We start from the raw sequence: 18,202 nt of genomic DNA on the forward strand, positions 1-18,202 counted from the left end.
GTATTGCATCATTGAATGATAAAACCGTTCATTCCTCCCAACATAAGTTTCTTTCCATCTTTTATCACCTGTATCACGTAACCAGAAGCAGGTAATCCATTGAATATAAGCTCTTTCTTACCCGTTTGCATAGGGTGATTTTGTATTACTTTTTTAAAATTCTTCTCGTTGTCATAGAGGTCATACAGCTTAAAGGTATAGCTGCCAGCACCCTCTGATAAGCTAATGTATATTTTGCCATTTGACTTGTTGGATGTTGTATGCTGCACTTCTACTGAAAACTGATTCAGATTTTGTGCAGTACCTCTTTCTGATAGGATAATCAGTCCTGCTATCAGAAGAAACACCTGTAAGAATTTTTGTATCGTTTTCATTTCTTGAGCTGGTTTAAAAAACCGGTTTTATGGATAATCGTAATTTTTTAACTTTTCTATTCGTAATATTTTATTGTATGACTTTTTTAAATCCCTTACTTATTCTGCGTATAGTTGATAATTCTGTTTGTCTCAAAAAGAGATCATCCGTGTATTTTCTTCATTTCAAATTTCCTATCAGAATATACGCCTGAGTCTTTTATTCACTTATCTGAGCGAAATCCGCTTTATTTTCGTAACCTGAGGGTTTTTCCTATTCCGTCTCTCAGTCAGACATCTTCTGAAACTGTATATACAATTTACGAGGGGTAACCGCCCAAACCCATACAAGAAAAGGGTGTTTGGGTACGCATGTAACATTTGCACAGATTATTGAAGAAGGTCTGAAAGAAACCTACTGTAGTTGGCAGGTAAGATTTTATAGGAAAAAGTATCTTTTAAGATGGGAATTACCGGTTACCTCAGAGATGCTAGAAAAAGAGAGTAACTATCAGGTGGCATTAAAATTGAATAGGTTTTGGTATTTTCGTGACAGTCGTGTAATCTTGTATATATGAAGCCCAAACCTTCAGAATTTGATTCTTTTAACTTTATAACCTATTGAATATGGCTTTTGATATTGAAATGATTAAAGGTGTCTATGCCAGAATGGGAGAGCGCATTAGTGCTGCCCGTCAGGCGGTAGGACGTCCGTTGACCTTAGCAGAAAAGATTTTATATGGTCACTTATTCGAAGGCAAACCAACTAAACCATATGAGCGGGGTAAAGATTATGTAGATTTTGCACCGGATCGTGTTGCGATGCAGGATGCAACGGCTCAGATGGCATTGCTTCAGTTTATGCAGGCAGGTCGTGCTCAGGTAGCTGTTCCAAGTACTGTACATTGTGATCACCTGATTCAGGCAAAAGTTGGTGCAGAGAAAGATCTGGCAGTAGCAAAAGATATCAATAAAGAAGTATATGACTTTTTGGCTTCTGTTTCAGATAAATATGGTATTGGTTTCTGGAAAGCAGGTGCCGGGATTATTCACCAGGTAGTGCTTGAGAACTATGCATTTCCAGGTGGTATGATGATTGGTACAGACTCACACACACCGAATGCAGGTGGTTTGGGTATGATCGCGATTGGTGTTGGTGGGGCAGATGCGTGTGATGTAATGGCGGGTCTGGCATGGGAACTGAAGATGCCTAAGCTGATTGGTGTGAAGTTAACCGGAAAATTAAGTGGCTGGGTATCTGCGAAAGACGTTATTCTGTGGGTAGCAGGCCAGTTAACCGTAAAAGGTGGTACCGGATATATTGTAGAATATTTTGGAGATGGAGCTGAAAGCATGTCTGCAACTGGTAAAGCTACTATTTGTAACATGGGTGCAGAAATTGGGGCTACCACGTCTGTATTTGCCTACGATGAAAAAATGAAGGCGTATCTGGAATCTACCAGTCGTGCAGATGTAGCAGCAGAAGCGGATAAAGTAAAAGATAATTTACGTTCGGATGCTGAAGTATATTATGACCCTGCTAAATTCTATGATCAGTTACTGGAATTGAACCTATCAGAACTGGAACCGTATGTAAACGGACCATATACGCCGGATCTGGCCTGGCCTATCTCTAAATTTGCTCAGGCTGTAAAAGAAAATAACTATCCTCAAAAGCTGGAAGTAGGTCTGATTGGATCTTGTACCAACTCTTCGTATGAAGATATGACTCGTGCCGCTTCTGTTGCCAAACAGGCCGCGACCAAAAAGCTAAAAGCAAAAGCCGAATTTACAGTTACTCCAGGTTCTGAACTGGTACGCTATACAGCTGAACGCGATGGTTTGTTAGGCATTTTTGAAAGCATCGGTGGTGTAGTAATGGCAAACGCCTGCGGGCCTTGTATCGGACAGTGGGCGCGCCATATTGACGATCCGAATCGTGCCAACTCTATCATCACTTCCTTCAACCGTAACTTCGCAAAACGGAATGATGGTTTATCGGCAACCCGTTCATTTGTTGCTTCTCCTGAGATTGTAACAGCTATGGTTATTGCAGGTGATCTGACTTTCAACCCACTGAAAGACAAATTAATCAATGAAGATGGTCAGGAAGTAATGCTGGATGAACCTGTTGGTCTGGAAGCACCAAGCAAAGGGTATGCAGTAGAAGATGCTGGTTATCAGGCTCCTGCTGAAGATGGCAGCAAAGTACAGGTACTTGTAGATCCTAAATCAGACCGTTTGCAATTGCTTGATCCATTTGCCCCATGGGAAGGTGTGGATTTGAAAGGATTGAAACTATTGATCAAAGCAAAAGGAAAATGTACAACTGACCATATCTCTATGGCAGGTCCGTGGTTGAAATATCGTGGTCATCTGGACAACATTTCTAATAACATGTTGATTGGTGCATTAAACTATTACAATGAAGCCACCAACAAAGTTAAAAGTCAACTGGATGGTAGCTATGATGAGGTACCCAAAGTACAACGTGCATACAAAGCCGCGGGTATTGGTTCTATTGTAGTTGGTGATGAAAACTATGGAGAGGGTTCTTCCCGTGAACACGCAGCTATGGAGCCTCGTTTCCTGGGTGTACGTGTGATTCTGGTTAAATCTTTTGCCCGTATCCACGAAACCAATCTAAAAAAGCAAGGTATGCTGGCACTCACCTTTGCAAATCCTGCTGACTATGATAAAATTCAGGAAGATGACAGCATTGACATTCTGGGTTTGACTACTTTTGCGCCTGGTGTTCCATTGACTATCGTTCTGAATCACAAAGATGGTTCTAAAGACGAAATCAAAGCGAATCACACCTACAATGAGCAACAAATAGAATGGTTCAAAGCAGGTGCAGCCTTAAACATCATTCGTCAGTCGGTAGCTCAATAAGTTTGGCTTAGTATATAGCTGTTGTTTAGTACAGCTTTGAAGCTGTTTAAACAAATTTATAAAGGCTACAAAGGCATCTTGTAGGCTGCACCTTCTGCTCCCCCTCGTTGGTGTTATCACCAACGAGTTATTTACGATCATACAGATTAGTGATACCAACCTGAAAATTGAAATCTTGGTTTGCTAGCCAGGCTTTATTTTTTATTTAATCAACTGCTTCCAGGTCATTATCTAGTCGCTGTAAATACAAAGGCCTCTGTGATCACAGAGGCCTTTGTATTTACACAATCCTGTATTAATAAACTATCGAATCAACAGTATACCACCTCTCCTCTCCACTGGAGTACCCTCAGGATAATATCGGGATGTGTATACTGCACGCCATGAGTAGGTACCAGTAGGAGCATCTTGCCCTCTGTATTTACCATTCCACAAAGGAAAGGCATCATTTATAACAGCCTCATATAGATTAGTTGTCTCAAAAGCATATACAACTTCGCCCCAGCGATTGAAAATCATAATCTTAAACGATCCCACATGTTTTGAGAACACTTCCAGGACATCGTTATGTCCATCAGAATTTGGAGTGAAAGCATCTGGAAGTTTTAGTATTGGATCACAGATATTAACTACTCTTATAGTATCTCTACCTGGACATGCACTACCATTATTGACAGTAACTACATATGTTCCTAATTGAGAAACAGTCAACTTTTGTTCAGTTCCTAAAACTACTGCACTACCTGCAAGTGTCCAGACATAGGTATAGTTGATACCAGGTCCTGCATCTAATGCCACAGAATCTATAGTGCTATTATCCATACAAAGTGCTACCTGTCTGCTTACAACATTTACAACTGGGCCAGGTAAATAAGTAATTTTAATATCATCACTTATAGTACAAGAACCTGATTTCACTTCCACACTATATGTACCTGCCGAGCTAACTGTAATAGTAGGCGTAGTGGCTCCTGTACTCCATTTGTATGTTACACCTGTACCTGACACTGTAGCATTCAATACCACAGGATTACCCGCACATACAGTGGTATCATTACCCAGGTTTACTGTAGGACCTTCAATAATTATTACCGTAACAGGAGTGGTTGAACTTTCACATCCATCTTTGCTAAGTTGACTAACATGGTAAGTAGTAGTGCCAGGAGTATTTGTCTTGAGTGTGGACAGATAAGTGAGTAAATCACTTAAAAACTGTGTTTTAGCTGCATCTGCATACCATCTCACTGATCCAGTCAATTCAGCAGGATCTTGTATAGAAGTTCCAGCACAAACTGTAATTGGTGCTATAGAAGTAGGTGGAACAGTTGGATCAAAAAATGGCTTAGTCAATACTGAATCAGCACAATTTGTCGCTGTATTACGAGCTCTCAACTTATACTCACCTGGAATCGTTGCAGTAATCTGGGTTCCGGCAACACTTGTACCATCCGGACGAACCCAGGTATAGCTATCAAAAGCAGGACTAGTATTGGCAGTCAATACCACACTACTACCTTCACATACAGGTGTATAATTTGCAATAGAAGCTGTACCCGGTAAACCTAGTGTAATAACTACAGTATCTTTGGCTACACAGCTTGTAGACCCTGTGGCTGACAAAATATATGTTCCTGATTGTGTTACAGTAGCAGTTCCATCGGCACTTGTTGTAATAGCAGTACCATCCAATCTGTTCCATTGGAAAGAAACATTAGTCAATATACCTGTCGCTGATAATTGAGCAGTCTGACAATCTGTAACAGTGCCCACACCTTGTACCTGAGGTTTACCTGGAGCAGCTTTTACTTCATATGTAAAAGAAAATGTACAACCAGAACCACCATAATTTCCTGTTAACAAATAAGAACCTGGAGATAATCCACTGATAGTAAGCATTCCAGTTAAGGCACCACCACTTCGAACAACAAATCCATCTGTAGTTGCTAATTGATAAGAGGTAATGTTAGATGTAGAAGGAGTTAACTCTAATGTACCAGTAGTTTGATCACAAGTTAACTGCACAGGTGCGTTGCTCATAAACTGAGGTGCATCTGCTGATGAGTTTTCTATTGAGAAAACAATAGTAGTATCGCACATTGTACTACCAGCAACACGAACATAATAAATTCCAGGATTAAGACCTTCAACTTTTTCAACTGAAAACGGAGTTAGTGGTGACATATCACTTCTTGACCACGAATATAGGTAGGTAGCAGCCGGATCTTTGTCTATAATAGTCACTTCGGCTATTCCATTTCCAGAAGAACAACTTGATGAAGGAGTAGTAGTAACTTTTACATTAGGACTCTTCTTTACAGCAATAGAAATAGTATCACTATCAGTACAGCCTGTTACGGCATCTGTTACTTTTACCAAATAGGAAACATTGGTAGTAGGAGTAACTGAATAAGTCTGAGTCGTGCTTTTTACCTGAGGGTCACCTAATTGATACCATTCATACTTAGCACCAGGATTACCAGCATTCAGCACTAGTGTACTCTGACTACATAGAAGTGTATCGTTACCTAAATTCACATCGATAGAACTATAGCTAACACGCATACTATCCGTCACAGAGCATAGTCCTGTAGAAACAATCACTGTATAAACTCCAGGTAATGTTGCATCAAATGTGGCCACTCCAGCAGTACCAGGAATGGTATCTTTAGCTGGAGTAATCCAGGTATATGTCACAGTTCCGGAAGGTCCAGGTACATTACGGTATGGATCCAATCTAACCACTGTTCCTGCACAAACAGAAGTATCCCGCATGTTTGTAGGAGGTGGTTGAAGAGGAATAGTAAAATCCTGCGGATCAATAACCTCAGACAAACAATCATTGGTAATAGTTAGTGCAGCTTTGTATTGTCCAGGTCCAGGAAAAGTTACAGAAACACTATCATTCTTACCAAATCCCATATCAGGGATAGTTTGTATAAGAGTACTTCCATCTTTTGTAGTAAATGTCCAGGCATAGGATGACTTGGTTACATCACCACCTGCTCTATCCGGATGTGCCTGGAAGGAGATGACTACTGGTGTATTTTCAAGTGTACAAGGAATCGAAGAAATTGAAAAACTTTGCTCAGTAGTTCCATCATTTTGAGGAGGACCTGTATTGGGTAAACCAAGTCCGGAAGTAGATGTAAGCGTAATGGAAGAAGTAGTATAGCCTGCACTCTTAAGAGTTGTTGGGCCTGTTATTTCACCCAATGAGGTTTGCCCTTCCTGAGCAACATATAATCTCTGTCCAGTAGGGTCAAGTTGTAAGGCACCAATTGTAAAGCTGGTAGTAGCATAAATAGACCGCATTGTCTTTTGAACTAAACTATCAACACCTGAACCCAGATTAAAACCAACAATTCGTGAACTATCCAATCCACTTCCAGCCAACGATACATACAATGTACTATCACCTACTATTTCTACACCATAAGCTTTTGGAGGTGCTATCCCCAGAGTAAGTGTAATTGGAGGAGCTTTTACTTCTCCGGTAGAGCTATCAAAAGGAAATACCTGTACAATATTTTCTTCGCCATTTGCGCCTGGTATTACAATAACAACCTTATCTTCATATACTTTCATGTATCCCTCCCCATTTTCAGTATTAGGCCCATTCACATTCCCTACATTATATGTCTTAGGCGAACCTAATCCACTAGCAGTAAGCGGATATACTCTGAATGTACTGGTATTGAAGTCATGGGTAACAATCCATGTTGTAGCAACAGCAGTACTACTTGTATCTGTTGATTTAATAGATGCTAATCTCTCAGTACTGGAGTTAAACAATCTGACATTTTTCTTGGTAACCTGTCCTAATCCTCCATTACGACGCATATCAACAATACTATATTCTAGTAAAGAGCCAGTAGAAGATATGTCAGAAGTAGTAAATACATAATATACAGGATCACAATCACTACATCCGGGTTGTGCAACAATGAGAGTTGCCTGTGTTGAATTCTCACCACCATGTAAACCATTATTGGCAATTACATCATTACCTCCCAGGTCTGTCATTGGCGCACCAGTTTTATCATATACATTTCTACCATCTGTATAAAATAAGAATTTACCAGATGCATCCGATACAGCAGAGGTACCCTCCGGAGTATTAATGCTTCCTGAAGTAGCTTCAGGGTCTGATATATTATAGAAAATTACTCCAGACCCATTACCAAAGTACCAACGGGATATTTCCTTCTTTTTCTGAGGGTCATCTGGTGTAGGTTTATAAAGTTTGAGATTTACCTTATTGGTTCTGGAACAACCTGTAGCAGGATCTGTAATTGTTACAGAATAACATCCTGCACTATCCACAGTAATTGTTGCAGTACTATCACCTGTAGACCATAAATATTTAGCCCCATTGGGGAGACTTCCACCTGAATCAAACCCAGCAGAAAATGTGATAGAAGAACCTTTACAGATCTCCTCGTCTTGCTCTCCCAGGTTATTATCAGGCTTTATCGAAAATTCAGCAACACCTTCTACTGCATTAGCATCTTTTTCACTACAACGCAGGGTATCAGTTCCCCTAATCACACTAAGAGAAATCTTATATAAACCTGCAACACCAAAAGAATACACAAGGTCTTTGGAATACAAAGTATCCTTATCTCCACTGGGCGGTGTTACATACCATATGTAACCTGATATCCCTGCCGTGTCTAAACCAGGAGTAATTAGGGTGCCCCCAGCACAGTTACCTCCAGCACATAATGGTGATGGAATAGTGAAGTCCGGACACTGTGCATTGATTATAGAAATACTGGAAATAAATAAAATACACAATAAGCTCACTGAGCGCAGATACCTTGGTATCTTTTTGCAGGCCAGAACCATAGCAGTCGAAACGTGTAAAGTAGTCTTGTTATCAGAATAATTAAGTTGTATGATCACAGAGGATTTGTGTTTAACTAACGAATAATATCACAAAACATTTTATAAAACACCTGGAACAGAAAGTATAAGAACTCAAAATCTATAATTAACTCTCAGTATCAATTGTATTGAAACAGCCTAAGACTTCATAAAGGCAATAACCTACTGAATATGAATATCAATACATCTAAAGATTAAATCGTTCTAGTTATGGCATATCAAAACTGTCTATCATAACATGTATACAGCACTAAACAGACCATTTTCCACTAAACTCTATCTTTAGATATACGCAGCAAAATAACGGTAAAAAAGTAATTTTCCGCATGTTTATTACATGATTCTGTATGGTTTGATGACAGTAGACTACTTCTGTGGATATATCAGGCTGATTGTGAAAACTTTCCTTTAAGACAACTGGTTGACTATGAACTACTACTTTTAAAACAAGTTAACTATATAAAATCATTTTTGAGCAACGCTCAATTTTTTTCTAATTTTAGCGTTGGAATCATACATTGGTCTGTTTCTTTACATTGGTGCTCTATAATCTCAACGTATACAAATATTCATGCGAAAGCTTTTATCTATAATTTTGATTGTTTTCTGCAATCTTGTTGCCTGGGCTCAGGACCCTCAGTTCTCACAGTTTTATGCCAATCCTCTTTATCTCAATCCGGCGTTGGCAGGGGGAGCACATGCAACACGCCTTACAGCAAACTATAGGCATCAATGGCCTTCTTTGGATGCTAATTATCTTACATATTCTGCAGGAGTAGATACCTATCTGCCCAGGATCAATAGTGGGATTGGTTTAATTATTATGCGGGATCAGCAAGCCTTTGCACGGTATAATTCGATTGATATAGGTGCACAATATGCTTATGAATTGCAGGTGAGTGATTTAATAGCTGTTCGGGCGGGCTTACAGTTTTCCTACGTAAACCGTAGTATTAATTATTTTGGACTCACTTTTGGAGATCAATTTGATGGAAAGGGAGGCTTTACTCTTCCAAGTAATGATGATCTGGCTAATAAAAATCCTGCGGCACTAAACTATCTGAACGTTTCTGCTGGGGGCATGGTATACACCAGTCGGGCGTGGTTAGGATTTTCAGCTAGTAATCTAACACGACCTAATCAAGCTTATACAGAGGCAAATAGTCCTCTTCCTGTGCGATTTACAGTACATGGAGGGTTCAAAATTCCCTTGGATGATAATACCAAGCATGGGCTGGCAGAGGATAAAACAGCCCCGGAACGTAGTATAAGCCCAGTATTCCTTTACAAAGCCCAAGGCAAATACGATCAGTTCGATGTAGGTATGTATCTAACCTATGAACCAGTAGTGTTTGGATTATGGTATAGAGGACTTCCTATTAAACGTTATGAAGTAGGAATTAACAATAATGATGCAATGGTATTTTTAGTTGGATTTAAACAATCAGGATTATCCATTGGATATAGTTATGACCTCACAATTTCCAATCTGGGAACCGCTACTGGTGGTTCACATGAACTATCTCTTTCGTATGAATTTCCACCAGCTGCCCCCAAAAAGCATGTTAAGAGAAGAGTAAAACGATTACCTTGTCCGAAATTTTAATAGCCATATCAAAGCCGCAATAATGTTTATTGCGGCTTTTTTATTTCTAAGTACCCTTCCCATTCCGGATCTACAGTACGTATAGTCAACCTGTATTGCATTTTTTATAGAAAATAGTTTTTCCATGCAACTTTCCATGTAGTATTCTCATCTTATAGGTGATTTGCTACTACAACTATACATAGTTACTCATTATCAACCTGACAACACGCTCTACCTATGAAAACCAGAATCACTCTTCTCACATTCATTTTAAGTTGTATTGTAAATATTTATCTTACCTCCTGTGCACAGGATCGGATTAAAGGCAATGGCCACATTGTGGAAAAAACATTTTCAGTAAGCTCATTTGATGAAATTAAAATTGAAGGTGTATTTACCATACACCTTATCCAAGGAAATGCAGAATCTGTAAAAGTGTCTATTGATGATAACCTACTTCAATATATTACAGTTGAAAACGATAATAATCGCTTAGTGGTGAAATGGAATAAAAACAAAAATCAATCTATCAACAATGTAAAATCGGATCTCTATATCACTTTTAAGAATCTTCAGGAGCTAAATCTTAACCATGTTGGAAAACTCCAGACTACCAACACGTTGAAATTACAGGATCTGATAGTGAATGTAAATAGTGTTGGAGAAACCAACCTTGCGCTGAATGTTCAGTCACTAACTATTCGCCATGATGGGGTAGGCAGTTTAAATCTGACAGGAACAGCAAAAGATGCAACGATTAAATGTTCAGGAGTAGGAAGTCTCAAAGCGTTTGATCTGGTGGTAGATAAACTGGACTTGAACTGTAGTGGTGTAGGTAGTGCAGAAGTAACTGCGGAGAAAGAAATATCCATTAGTGCCAGTGGAGTTGGAGGAGTACGGTATCAGGGAAATGCAAAAACGCTTCAATTGAATGCATCCGGTATTGGCAAAGTAAAAAAAGTATAATCTGGAAATTCTATGAGGATCTCATGCATAAAGATATGATTCCTTGTTTTTTCAGTTAACGTTCTGGTTAAATTTATTACATGTAAATACTTTCAGAATCCGGTGGGTAAACTCTCCGGATTTTTTTATTTAACCATTACTATATTATTGTCAATTAGTTGTATTTTCAAACCCATTTTTAGAATAGTACAATACTCATACTATTGGCTATTTGACAAAAATGTATCTCTTTTGCAGATATATTTCAATGGATACCCTACATCCTGACCACAGACTATCAACCTGTATCGGGCTCCGGTACTCTTGTGCAGAGTCTGGAAAAATAATTTCTTGCACCTTAAAAATTTTATAATTATTACAGTTTTCAGCTGAGTCATTCGACGATGAGCAAATATTACACGACATTAAACGCAGATACCTTAAAGAAAGCCTACGAATTGATGTGTACAACCCAACACATTCAAAACGTATATAAAAAAAATGCGGATCAAATTCCCTATCAGTATAGTTCGTCCCGTGGACACGAGGCAATTCAGATTGCAGTAGCTATGCATTTGAAACCCCATGACTTCCTTTTTCCCTATTATCGGGATGAATCCATGTTATTAACCATGGGGATACAGCCTTATGAATTGATGCTTCAACTTCTCGCCCGTAAAGAAGATCCGTTTTCCGGGGGAAAGATGCCCTATCTCCACCCTATCCTGCAACGTGAGGATATGCCACAAATCCCCATACCGGGAAATTATACAGGATCACATAGCATTCCGGCTACAGGTCTTGCCCAGGGTTTGATGTACCTGCTATCACAAAACCTCCGCATGGATTTTGATCGTCCGGTTGTACTATGCTCTCTGGGAGACGCGGTTATTACAGAAGGAGAAATTAGTGAAGCATTTCATATTGCCATCTTGAAAAAATTACCAATCATTTATCTGGTGCAGGACAACGACTGGGGAGGCACTGTAAAGTCAGATGAAATCCGGGCTGTAGATGCCTATGAGCTGGCAGGTGGCTTTAAAGGTATGAAACGTGTACGTATTAATGGAGCCGACTTTGTGGATGCTTATGATAAAGTTCAGATAGCTATTGACTATGCTCGTCTGGAACGAATGCCGGTATTACTTCATGCCAAATGTCCTTTGCTGGATGATCATATTTCGGGAGTTTCTCATACACTTTACCGAAGTGAAGAAAATTTTGCTTTACATCAGAGAGACGAGCCAATCGAGAGACTCAGACGCTATCTGCTCATTGAAGGAGAAACAGAAGAGAGCATCGACAAAATCGGACAGAACATTGAACAAACTATCAATGATAGTTTTGAATACGCCTCTATATCACAACAACCAGACACAGGTAATATTATGCTGTATCGGTTTGCTCCAACAAAGGTTATTGAAGAAGAAGGGAATCGCAATACAGATGCATCTGAAAAAATCACCATGCGTCAGGCCGCCATACAAGCACTAGATGAGTTACTTACTGAGAATCCGGAAGCAATTTATTCCGGAATGGAAATAGGCAGTCCTTTGGGAGGTATTCATAGAGAAGCAGCTGGACTGGCACAGAAACATGGAAATGAACGAGTTATAAGTATGCCTGCAGCAGAATCCTATCTAATAGGGTCCATTATGGGTTTGGCAGCAGCAGGTTGCAAACCCATAGTCAGCATGCCTTCTACTAAAAGTATTTTTCTGGCAATGAACCAGTTGAACAGACTTTCTGAAGCATTCTACTTATCTAATGGAAAAATTATTGTTTCTTCTGTTATTCGGGTTCCGATTGAATCAGTAGGAATTGAAACATTGCTGTTACAGTTTAAGGGTATAAAAATCGCCTATCCATCCTCTGCAGCAGATATGAAGGGGATTTTAAAATCTGCGTTTGTTGATCCAAATCCAGTTATCCTTCTTGAGCATACAAGCTTATATGATTTGAAAGAAGCAGAATCACCTGCCCCTGCTTCCGATTATGTATTACCTCTTGGAAAATCACGCATTGCTCAATATTCTGCGGAAGAATCCAGAAATGAAGGAAATTCACTTGTTGTAATCACCTATGGCCCAGGTGTCCATCGAACTATTGCAGCTTCAGCTAACTATCCTGGATCTGTAGAAGTACTGGATTTACGTACATTAAGTCCTCTTGACTGGGATGCAATTATGTCAGCAGTGAAACGCCATGGGAAAGCAATGATTGTAACAATGGAATCTCAACGAGGTTCTTTTGCTGAAATGCTGGCAGGCCGAATTACTCAACAATGTTTCCGTTTTCTGGATGCACCCGTATTTACCTGTGGAGCAGCTTCTCTTCCTGCTATTCCTGTAAATCAACAGCTAGCAGAGACAGCTATTCCCACAGCAGATAAAATTGCAGAAGTTATTGGCCAGTTATTAAGCTATTAACAAATGATCCAGGTTAGGCTATCTGACCTGGACTATACTTACTTACCATTCTTCTTATGTAAAGAACCAAGCCTTCTTTTAAGACTTATAAATTTATTCTTTTCCCTATTTTTCTTACATTGAAAAATAGCACGATTTGCTCAACTTCCTTGATAGTAAGTACCTCACTACCTCTCATTAATCTATCATCTTTTAATCCCATCGCTCTATTTTTTTTGAGCAATAGTATACAGAATATTGTTGTAACAGATATTCTTTCTTCTATTCACACATAATCTTTTCCTGAAACATTAAGGTAAAAATATGTTATCAGGGTGTACCCTATATATATCTGAATCAGGGAGCTATAAAAATCAGATACTTTTTTTTCTTAATTATTGCATTGTAGTGTATGTCTGTAAGAACTCTTATTTTTTGCAGATAAATTCTGCTTCTTTAACATTCAATAATTTCATTGCATTCTATCTGATCTGTTAAAGTCTCACTTCAAACTGGAGATTCATTGAAAGCGTTTTTTCTCCTTTCAGAAGCTATTTGTATTCGTGCCTGGCGTTTGTGTATAGTCATCATTGTCATTATGGGGATGCCTGTGAATGCACAGTATTCTCTATCTACCCTATCCCTTAAAAAAGGCCAAACACGTTATTTTATCGCTGACCATGTACAGATCCTACTTCCATCTATTAACCTATCTGATACAGCCTTAGATTTAAAAACACTTACTAATCAACGGTTTATCCCTTTTTCGTCTCTCTCAGCTTCTGAGCAGACAGCGTTATCCAGAAGATCTGTTCATTGGATACGTTTTCAGTTATATAATACAGACTCATTGCATACAACCTTTGTACTGAATGTACCAACAGCGCAAACGCTTCTGTATATACCTACATCTGATCAAAAATATACAATAAGCTACCCTCTTACTAAGGAAAATGCATCTATTGGCTTGGAAGATATGCATCGCTTTGAACTTCTTTATAGGGAGAAAACAACATTGTACCTCCGTTTAGAAATTACAAAGCCATCATCCACAAGTCTACTAGTCAGATCCATAAAAAACAGCAAGCTATATCCTGAAATAGAGTATCAGAACCGATATACTATAAGCATGGCACGCCAGGCCCTTTTTTATGGAGCAATGCTGGTAATGCTATTATATAACTTGTTTGTTTACGTTTCTCTCCGGCAATCTACTTATCTTCTCTTTGCATCATTCCTTTTGAGCTTATGTATCTATATCTCTGCCAATAGTGGTTATCTTTATATATTCTGGCTCGAAAATTTCCCCAAACTGGACACGTATCTAAAGTTTTGTTCAGCTCCGGTAACATTGTTTGTCTATATTGCTTTTAGCTGCTCCTATCTTGAAAGGAAATATGCAACATGGCTCCATAAGATTGCGAATGGTTTATTAATTGCGTTTCTTCTTAATATAGGCCTCATCCTGCTAGGATACTGGTATGAAGGAAGAATGATGTCTATAATTCTTACGCTTATAAGCATCCCTTTCCTTATTTATTTGTCAATCAATGCTTTGCACAGAGGTTATTCACCTGCATGGTATTTTCTGACAGCCAATCTCATCTTTCTTATTAGTTGTCTGATCTATGCTGGCCAACAGTTATTGGAGAGCACAATACCTTGGGCATCTTATGGAATCCAGATTGGAGCAGTCCTCCAGGTTTCGATTTTTTCAATGGGTCTGGTAAAGCGTATTGACTGGATACAAAATCAACTCTTATTACAGATAGCAGAAAATCAACGATTAGAGCAAAGTACTATTGATGAGAGAGAACAGTTAATCCTTCAAAAAAATAAAGAACTCGAGGAAAAGATTCTGAAGCGAACCGCTCAGATTACGGAACAGAAAGAAGAAATAGAAGCCCAGAATACTCAGCTTGCACAGGCCAATGAAACCTTGCTGGAATTACAAGGCACCATATCGCTTCAAAACCAACAACTGGCAGAAACCAACTCCCAACTGGAATACATTGTTGAGGAACGAACTAATAAGCTGAAACAAGCTGTTCAGGAGCTGGATACATTTATTTATCGTACCAGTCATGATATTCGGGGACCTCTCGCCCGGTTATTAGGCTTGTGCCTGGTTGCTAATATTGATGTCAAAGACACTACAGCACTTGATTATTTCGAGAAACTATATTACCAGGCTCTACATCTGGATTCTATTTTGACCCGGTTGTCTGTAGCTTATGAGATTAATCAATCGGAAATACATATCATTCCCATTAACTTTAATAAGTTACAGGATGATCTCCTTAACAAAGTAATCTTTGTTGACAATTTTGGACGTGTTGATTTCCAGATTGAAGTCGACAATAACCTCTATTTTGAATCAGATTATAATGTATTGCTCTTTATGCTGAGCCATCTGACAGAAAATGCTATTAAGTTTCAGGATCTGAAGCAAAAAGAGCCCTATGTCAAAATCTGTATTCAAGCAGTGGACCATAAATTGGTCATTCAGATCACAGATAATGGTATAGGCATTCCAGCCAGTGACGTTCCATATATTTTTGATATGTTCAGTAAAGCTGCTGATAAATATCGTAATACCGGAATGGGACTTTTTATGGTTAAACGTGCGGCAGCTAAGCTAAATGGAACTGTTTCACTAGTGGAGTCATCCTCTGGTCTTACCCAATTTCAGGTTGTTATTCCCTGTAAAAATATCCCCATCCCCACTTTGTAATATCTCCATTGTTCTTTTACAAGAAAAAGAACGTATTGTTATTATATTTTTATTTTTTCTTTTTCGCTATCTTCTGTAATCATTTGTTAGTACACTTGCTCTCTAATCAACCCATGTTCAAACCATTCTATGAATTCTTTTGCACACTATTTTAATAGGGACCTAAGCTGGTTAAGTTTTAATTATCGCGTACTGCAAGAAGCAAACAACTCCAAAGTCCCGTTATTTGAAAGAATTCGGTTTCTATCTATTTTCTCTTCTAATCTGGATGAGTTCTTTCGGGTTCGAATGCGTTCTCTGCAGGCGATTACTCAACTATCTGTCAACGAAGAATTATCTTCTACCGTATTTAGTTCAGAAGAAGAGCTACTGAAAGAGGTGCAACATACCATTATCAAACAACAGGAAGAATTTGGTTTACTACTTACGCAGAAGATTCTACCAGAACTGCAACAACAATCCATTCATCTATATTACAAGGAAGACCTTTCAGATATTGATAAGCCATTTATTTCTGAGTATTTCTTTAGCAGGATATTATCTTTCCTTCAACCAGAACAACTTACCCCTGAACACAAAGGTAAGATTCAACTCACTGACAATGTATTGTATTTTATACTAGCGTTCTCGACCTCAGCACAACCTGAAAAGATAAGTTATAGTCTGCTTAATATCCCCCATTCGTCTTTACCCCGTTTCTTTAAGATTACTCACCCAAATGCAGATACACATATCCTTTTTCTTGACGATATTATTCGGGAGTATCTGCCTCAGATTTTCCCAAACCAAACTATTTATGGTTGTTATTGTGTCAAAGTGAATCAAAATGCAGATATAGATATTGCAGATGAATTCTCTGGCGAAATTGACAAACAAATTGCCAAGATGCTGGAAGATCGTCAGGCAAGCTTTCCTACCCGCTTCTTATTTGATGAAAGTATGCCAACATCATTACAACAATTTCTGGCAGATTATTTTGTACTCAATCCTCAGGAGATGATTGCAGGTGGACGATATCATAATCTCAAAGATCTCTCTTCACTTCCTCTTGCAGAACAAGCACATTTGAACTATCCCCCTCAACTCCCATTACATCATAAAGACATAGACTGGAATCAATCAATTTTTACTTCCATCGAGCAGGGTGATCGGCTATTACACTTTCCGTATCAGTCCTATAACTATGTTCTACGATTTTTTAATGAAGCAGCAATAGATCCTACTGTAGAACAGATTATGATTACACTCTACAGAATAGCCTCAGATTCTTTTATTGCCAATGCATTAATTAGTGCTGCCAAAAATGGAAAGAAGGTAACTGTATTTGTAGAATTAAAGGCCAGGTTTGATGAGGCTAATAACCTTAAATGGGCAAAAAAGATGCAGGCTGCAGGAATTCATCTTGTATATAGTATTCCATCCATGAAAGTCCATGCTAAAATAGCGCTTGTTAAACGCAAAGCCTCAGCTATACAGACCCAATGTTATGGATTACTGGCAACCGGAAATTTCAATGAAAGCACAGCCCGTTTTTATACGGATCATGCATTACTTACCTGTCATGAAGGCATAATGTCAGAACTGGATACTTTATTTACCTATTTACAAAGCAGAGAGCAGCCAGTCAATCAATCATTTTCTTTTCAACATCTCTTAGTCGCACCTTTCAATTTACAAAATAAATTTGAAAGCTTGATAGATCAGGAAATTGCCAATCATCAGGCAGGACTACCTGCCCGGATCACAATTAAACTGAATAATCTGCAGGAGCGACATATGATTGATAAGCTGTATGAAGCAAGTAAAGCAGGTGTACCTGTAGATTTGATTGTCAGAGGCATATGTTGTCTTATACCTCAACAAAAGAATATAAGCCCCACTATTACAGTACGTAGAATTGTTGATCGTTACCTGGAACATGCGCGTGTTTTTATTTTTCATAACAATGGTCAGCCTCAAACCTTTCTGGGTTCTGCCGACTGGATGAACCGGAACATACATAGACGAGTTGAGGTATGTTTCCCACTATATAATCCGACACTGCAATCTGAGATTCAACAGATCATTCAATTACAGTTAGCAGACAACCAACAAGCATGTAGTATTGATCAATACATGAAAATGCATCCTATAAGTAATTCACAATTACCTATACAAGCACAACAAGCTATTTACTCTTTTCTGAAAGAAGCTCAGCAACCAGTTCCAGCAGATATAGACTAATCTACATGAGTCATCTCGGATGTTGGATTTGAGTAAAACCCAAGCCTATACTTTTGAAAATAGTGTAGGCTTGAGGTAATTTTTATGAAAGCTCTCTTTCTTCATTTGTTTAAAATCCATAACATATCCCTTCTTATCGCCTTGTCACTTTTTGCTTGCCCAAAAAAGT

General features: G+C 38.7%; 8 protein-coding genes. 6 read left to right on the forward strand and 2 right to left on the reverse strand.

The window, feature by feature from the left end:
- Positions 1 to 8: 8 nt before the first annotated feature.
- Positions 9 to 374, reverse strand: coding sequence for a hypothetical protein (locus QNI15_RS21505; protein WP_313982509.1), 366 nt, complete (start codon positions 372 to 374; stop codon positions 9 to 11).
- Between the two features lie 606 nt (positions 375 to 980).
- Here QNI15_RS21505 and QNI15_RS21510 point away from each other — a divergent pair.
- Positions 981 to 3,248: an aconitate hydratase gene (locus QNI15_RS21510; protein ID WP_314033430.1), complete on the forward strand. Its 2,268-nt coding sequence runs from the start codon at positions 981 to 983 to the stop codon at positions 3,246 to 3,248.
- A gap of 303 nt (positions 3,249 to 3,551) precedes the next feature.
- Here QNI15_RS21510 and QNI15_RS21515 read toward each other — a convergent pair whose 3' ends face one another.
- A complete protein-coding gene (locus QNI15_RS21515) occupies positions 3,552 to 8,153 on the reverse strand; it encodes an Ig-like domain-containing protein (RefSeq protein WP_314033431.1) in 4,602 nt (1,533 codons plus the stop codon).
- A gap of 553 nt (positions 8,154 to 8,706) precedes the next feature.
- Between QNI15_RS21515 and QNI15_RS21520 the strand changes: the two genes are divergently transcribed.
- The 5 genes from QNI15_RS21520 to ppk1 all read left to right on the forward strand — a co-directional run bounded on the left by QNI15_RS21520 (position 8,707) and on the right by ppk1 (position 18,033).
- Complete coding sequence (locus tag QNI15_RS21520) at positions 8,707 to 9,741, forward strand: PorP/SprF family type IX secretion system membrane protein (RefSeq protein ID WP_314033432.1); 1,035 nt, start codon at positions 8,707 to 8,709, stop codon at positions 9,739 to 9,741.
- 219 nt (positions 9,742 to 9,960) lie between these two features.
- On the forward strand, positions 9,961 to 10,689 hold the full coding sequence (locus QNI15_RS21525; RefSeq protein WP_314000962.1) for a head GIN domain-containing protein: 729 nt from the start codon (positions 9,961 to 9,963) through the stop codon (positions 10,687 to 10,689).
- 383 nt (positions 10,690 to 11,072) lie between these two features.
- Positions 11,073 to 13,097, forward strand: a complete 2,025-nt coding sequence (locus QNI15_RS21530) for an alpha-ketoacid dehydrogenase subunit alpha/beta (RefSeq protein WP_314033433.1) — start codon at positions 11,073 to 11,075, stop codon at positions 13,095 to 13,097.
- Positions 13,098 to 13,599: 502 nt separating this feature from the next.
- Positions 13,600 to 15,810, forward strand: a complete 2,211-nt coding sequence (locus tag QNI15_RS21535) for a sensor histidine kinase (protein ID WP_314033434.1) — start codon at positions 13,600 to 13,602, stop codon at positions 15,808 to 15,810.
- Between the two features lie 129 nt (positions 15,811 to 15,939).
- On the forward strand, positions 15,940 to 18,033 hold the full coding sequence (gene ppk1, locus QNI15_RS21540; protein WP_314033435.1) for a polyphosphate kinase 1: 2,094 nt from the start codon (positions 15,940 to 15,942) through the stop codon (positions 18,031 to 18,033).
- Positions 18,034 to 18,202 lie beyond the last annotated feature (169 nt).

It is taken from the genome of Xanthocytophaga flava, from assembly GCF_030068545.1.
GTDB classification, from domain to species: Bacteria; Bacteroidota; Bacteroidia; order Cytophagales; family 172606-1; genus Xanthocytophaga; species Xanthocytophaga flava.

Coding starts and splice junctions, on each gene's coding strand:
- QNI15_RS21505 (WP_313982509.1), bottom strand. CDS start 374: ATGAAAACGATACAAAAATTCTTACAGGTGTTTCTTCTGATAGCAGGA.
- QNI15_RS21510 (WP_314033430.1), top strand. CDS start 981: ATGGCTTTTGATATTGAAATGATTAAAGGTGTCTATGCCAGAATGGGA.
- QNI15_RS21520 (WP_314033432.1), top strand. CDS start 8,707: ATGCGAAAGCTTTTATCTATAATTTTGATTGTTTTCTGCAATCTTGTT.
- QNI15_RS21525 (WP_314000962.1), top strand. CDS start 9,961: ATGAAAACCAGAATCACTCTTCTCACATTCATTTTAAGTTGTATTGTA.
- QNI15_RS21530 (WP_314033433.1), top strand. CDS start 11,073: ATGAGCAAATATTACACGACATTAAACGCAGATACCTTAAAGAAAGCC.
- ppk1 (WP_314033435.1), top strand. CDS start 15,940: ATGAATTCTTTTGCACACTATTTTAATAGGGACCTAAGCTGGTTAAGT.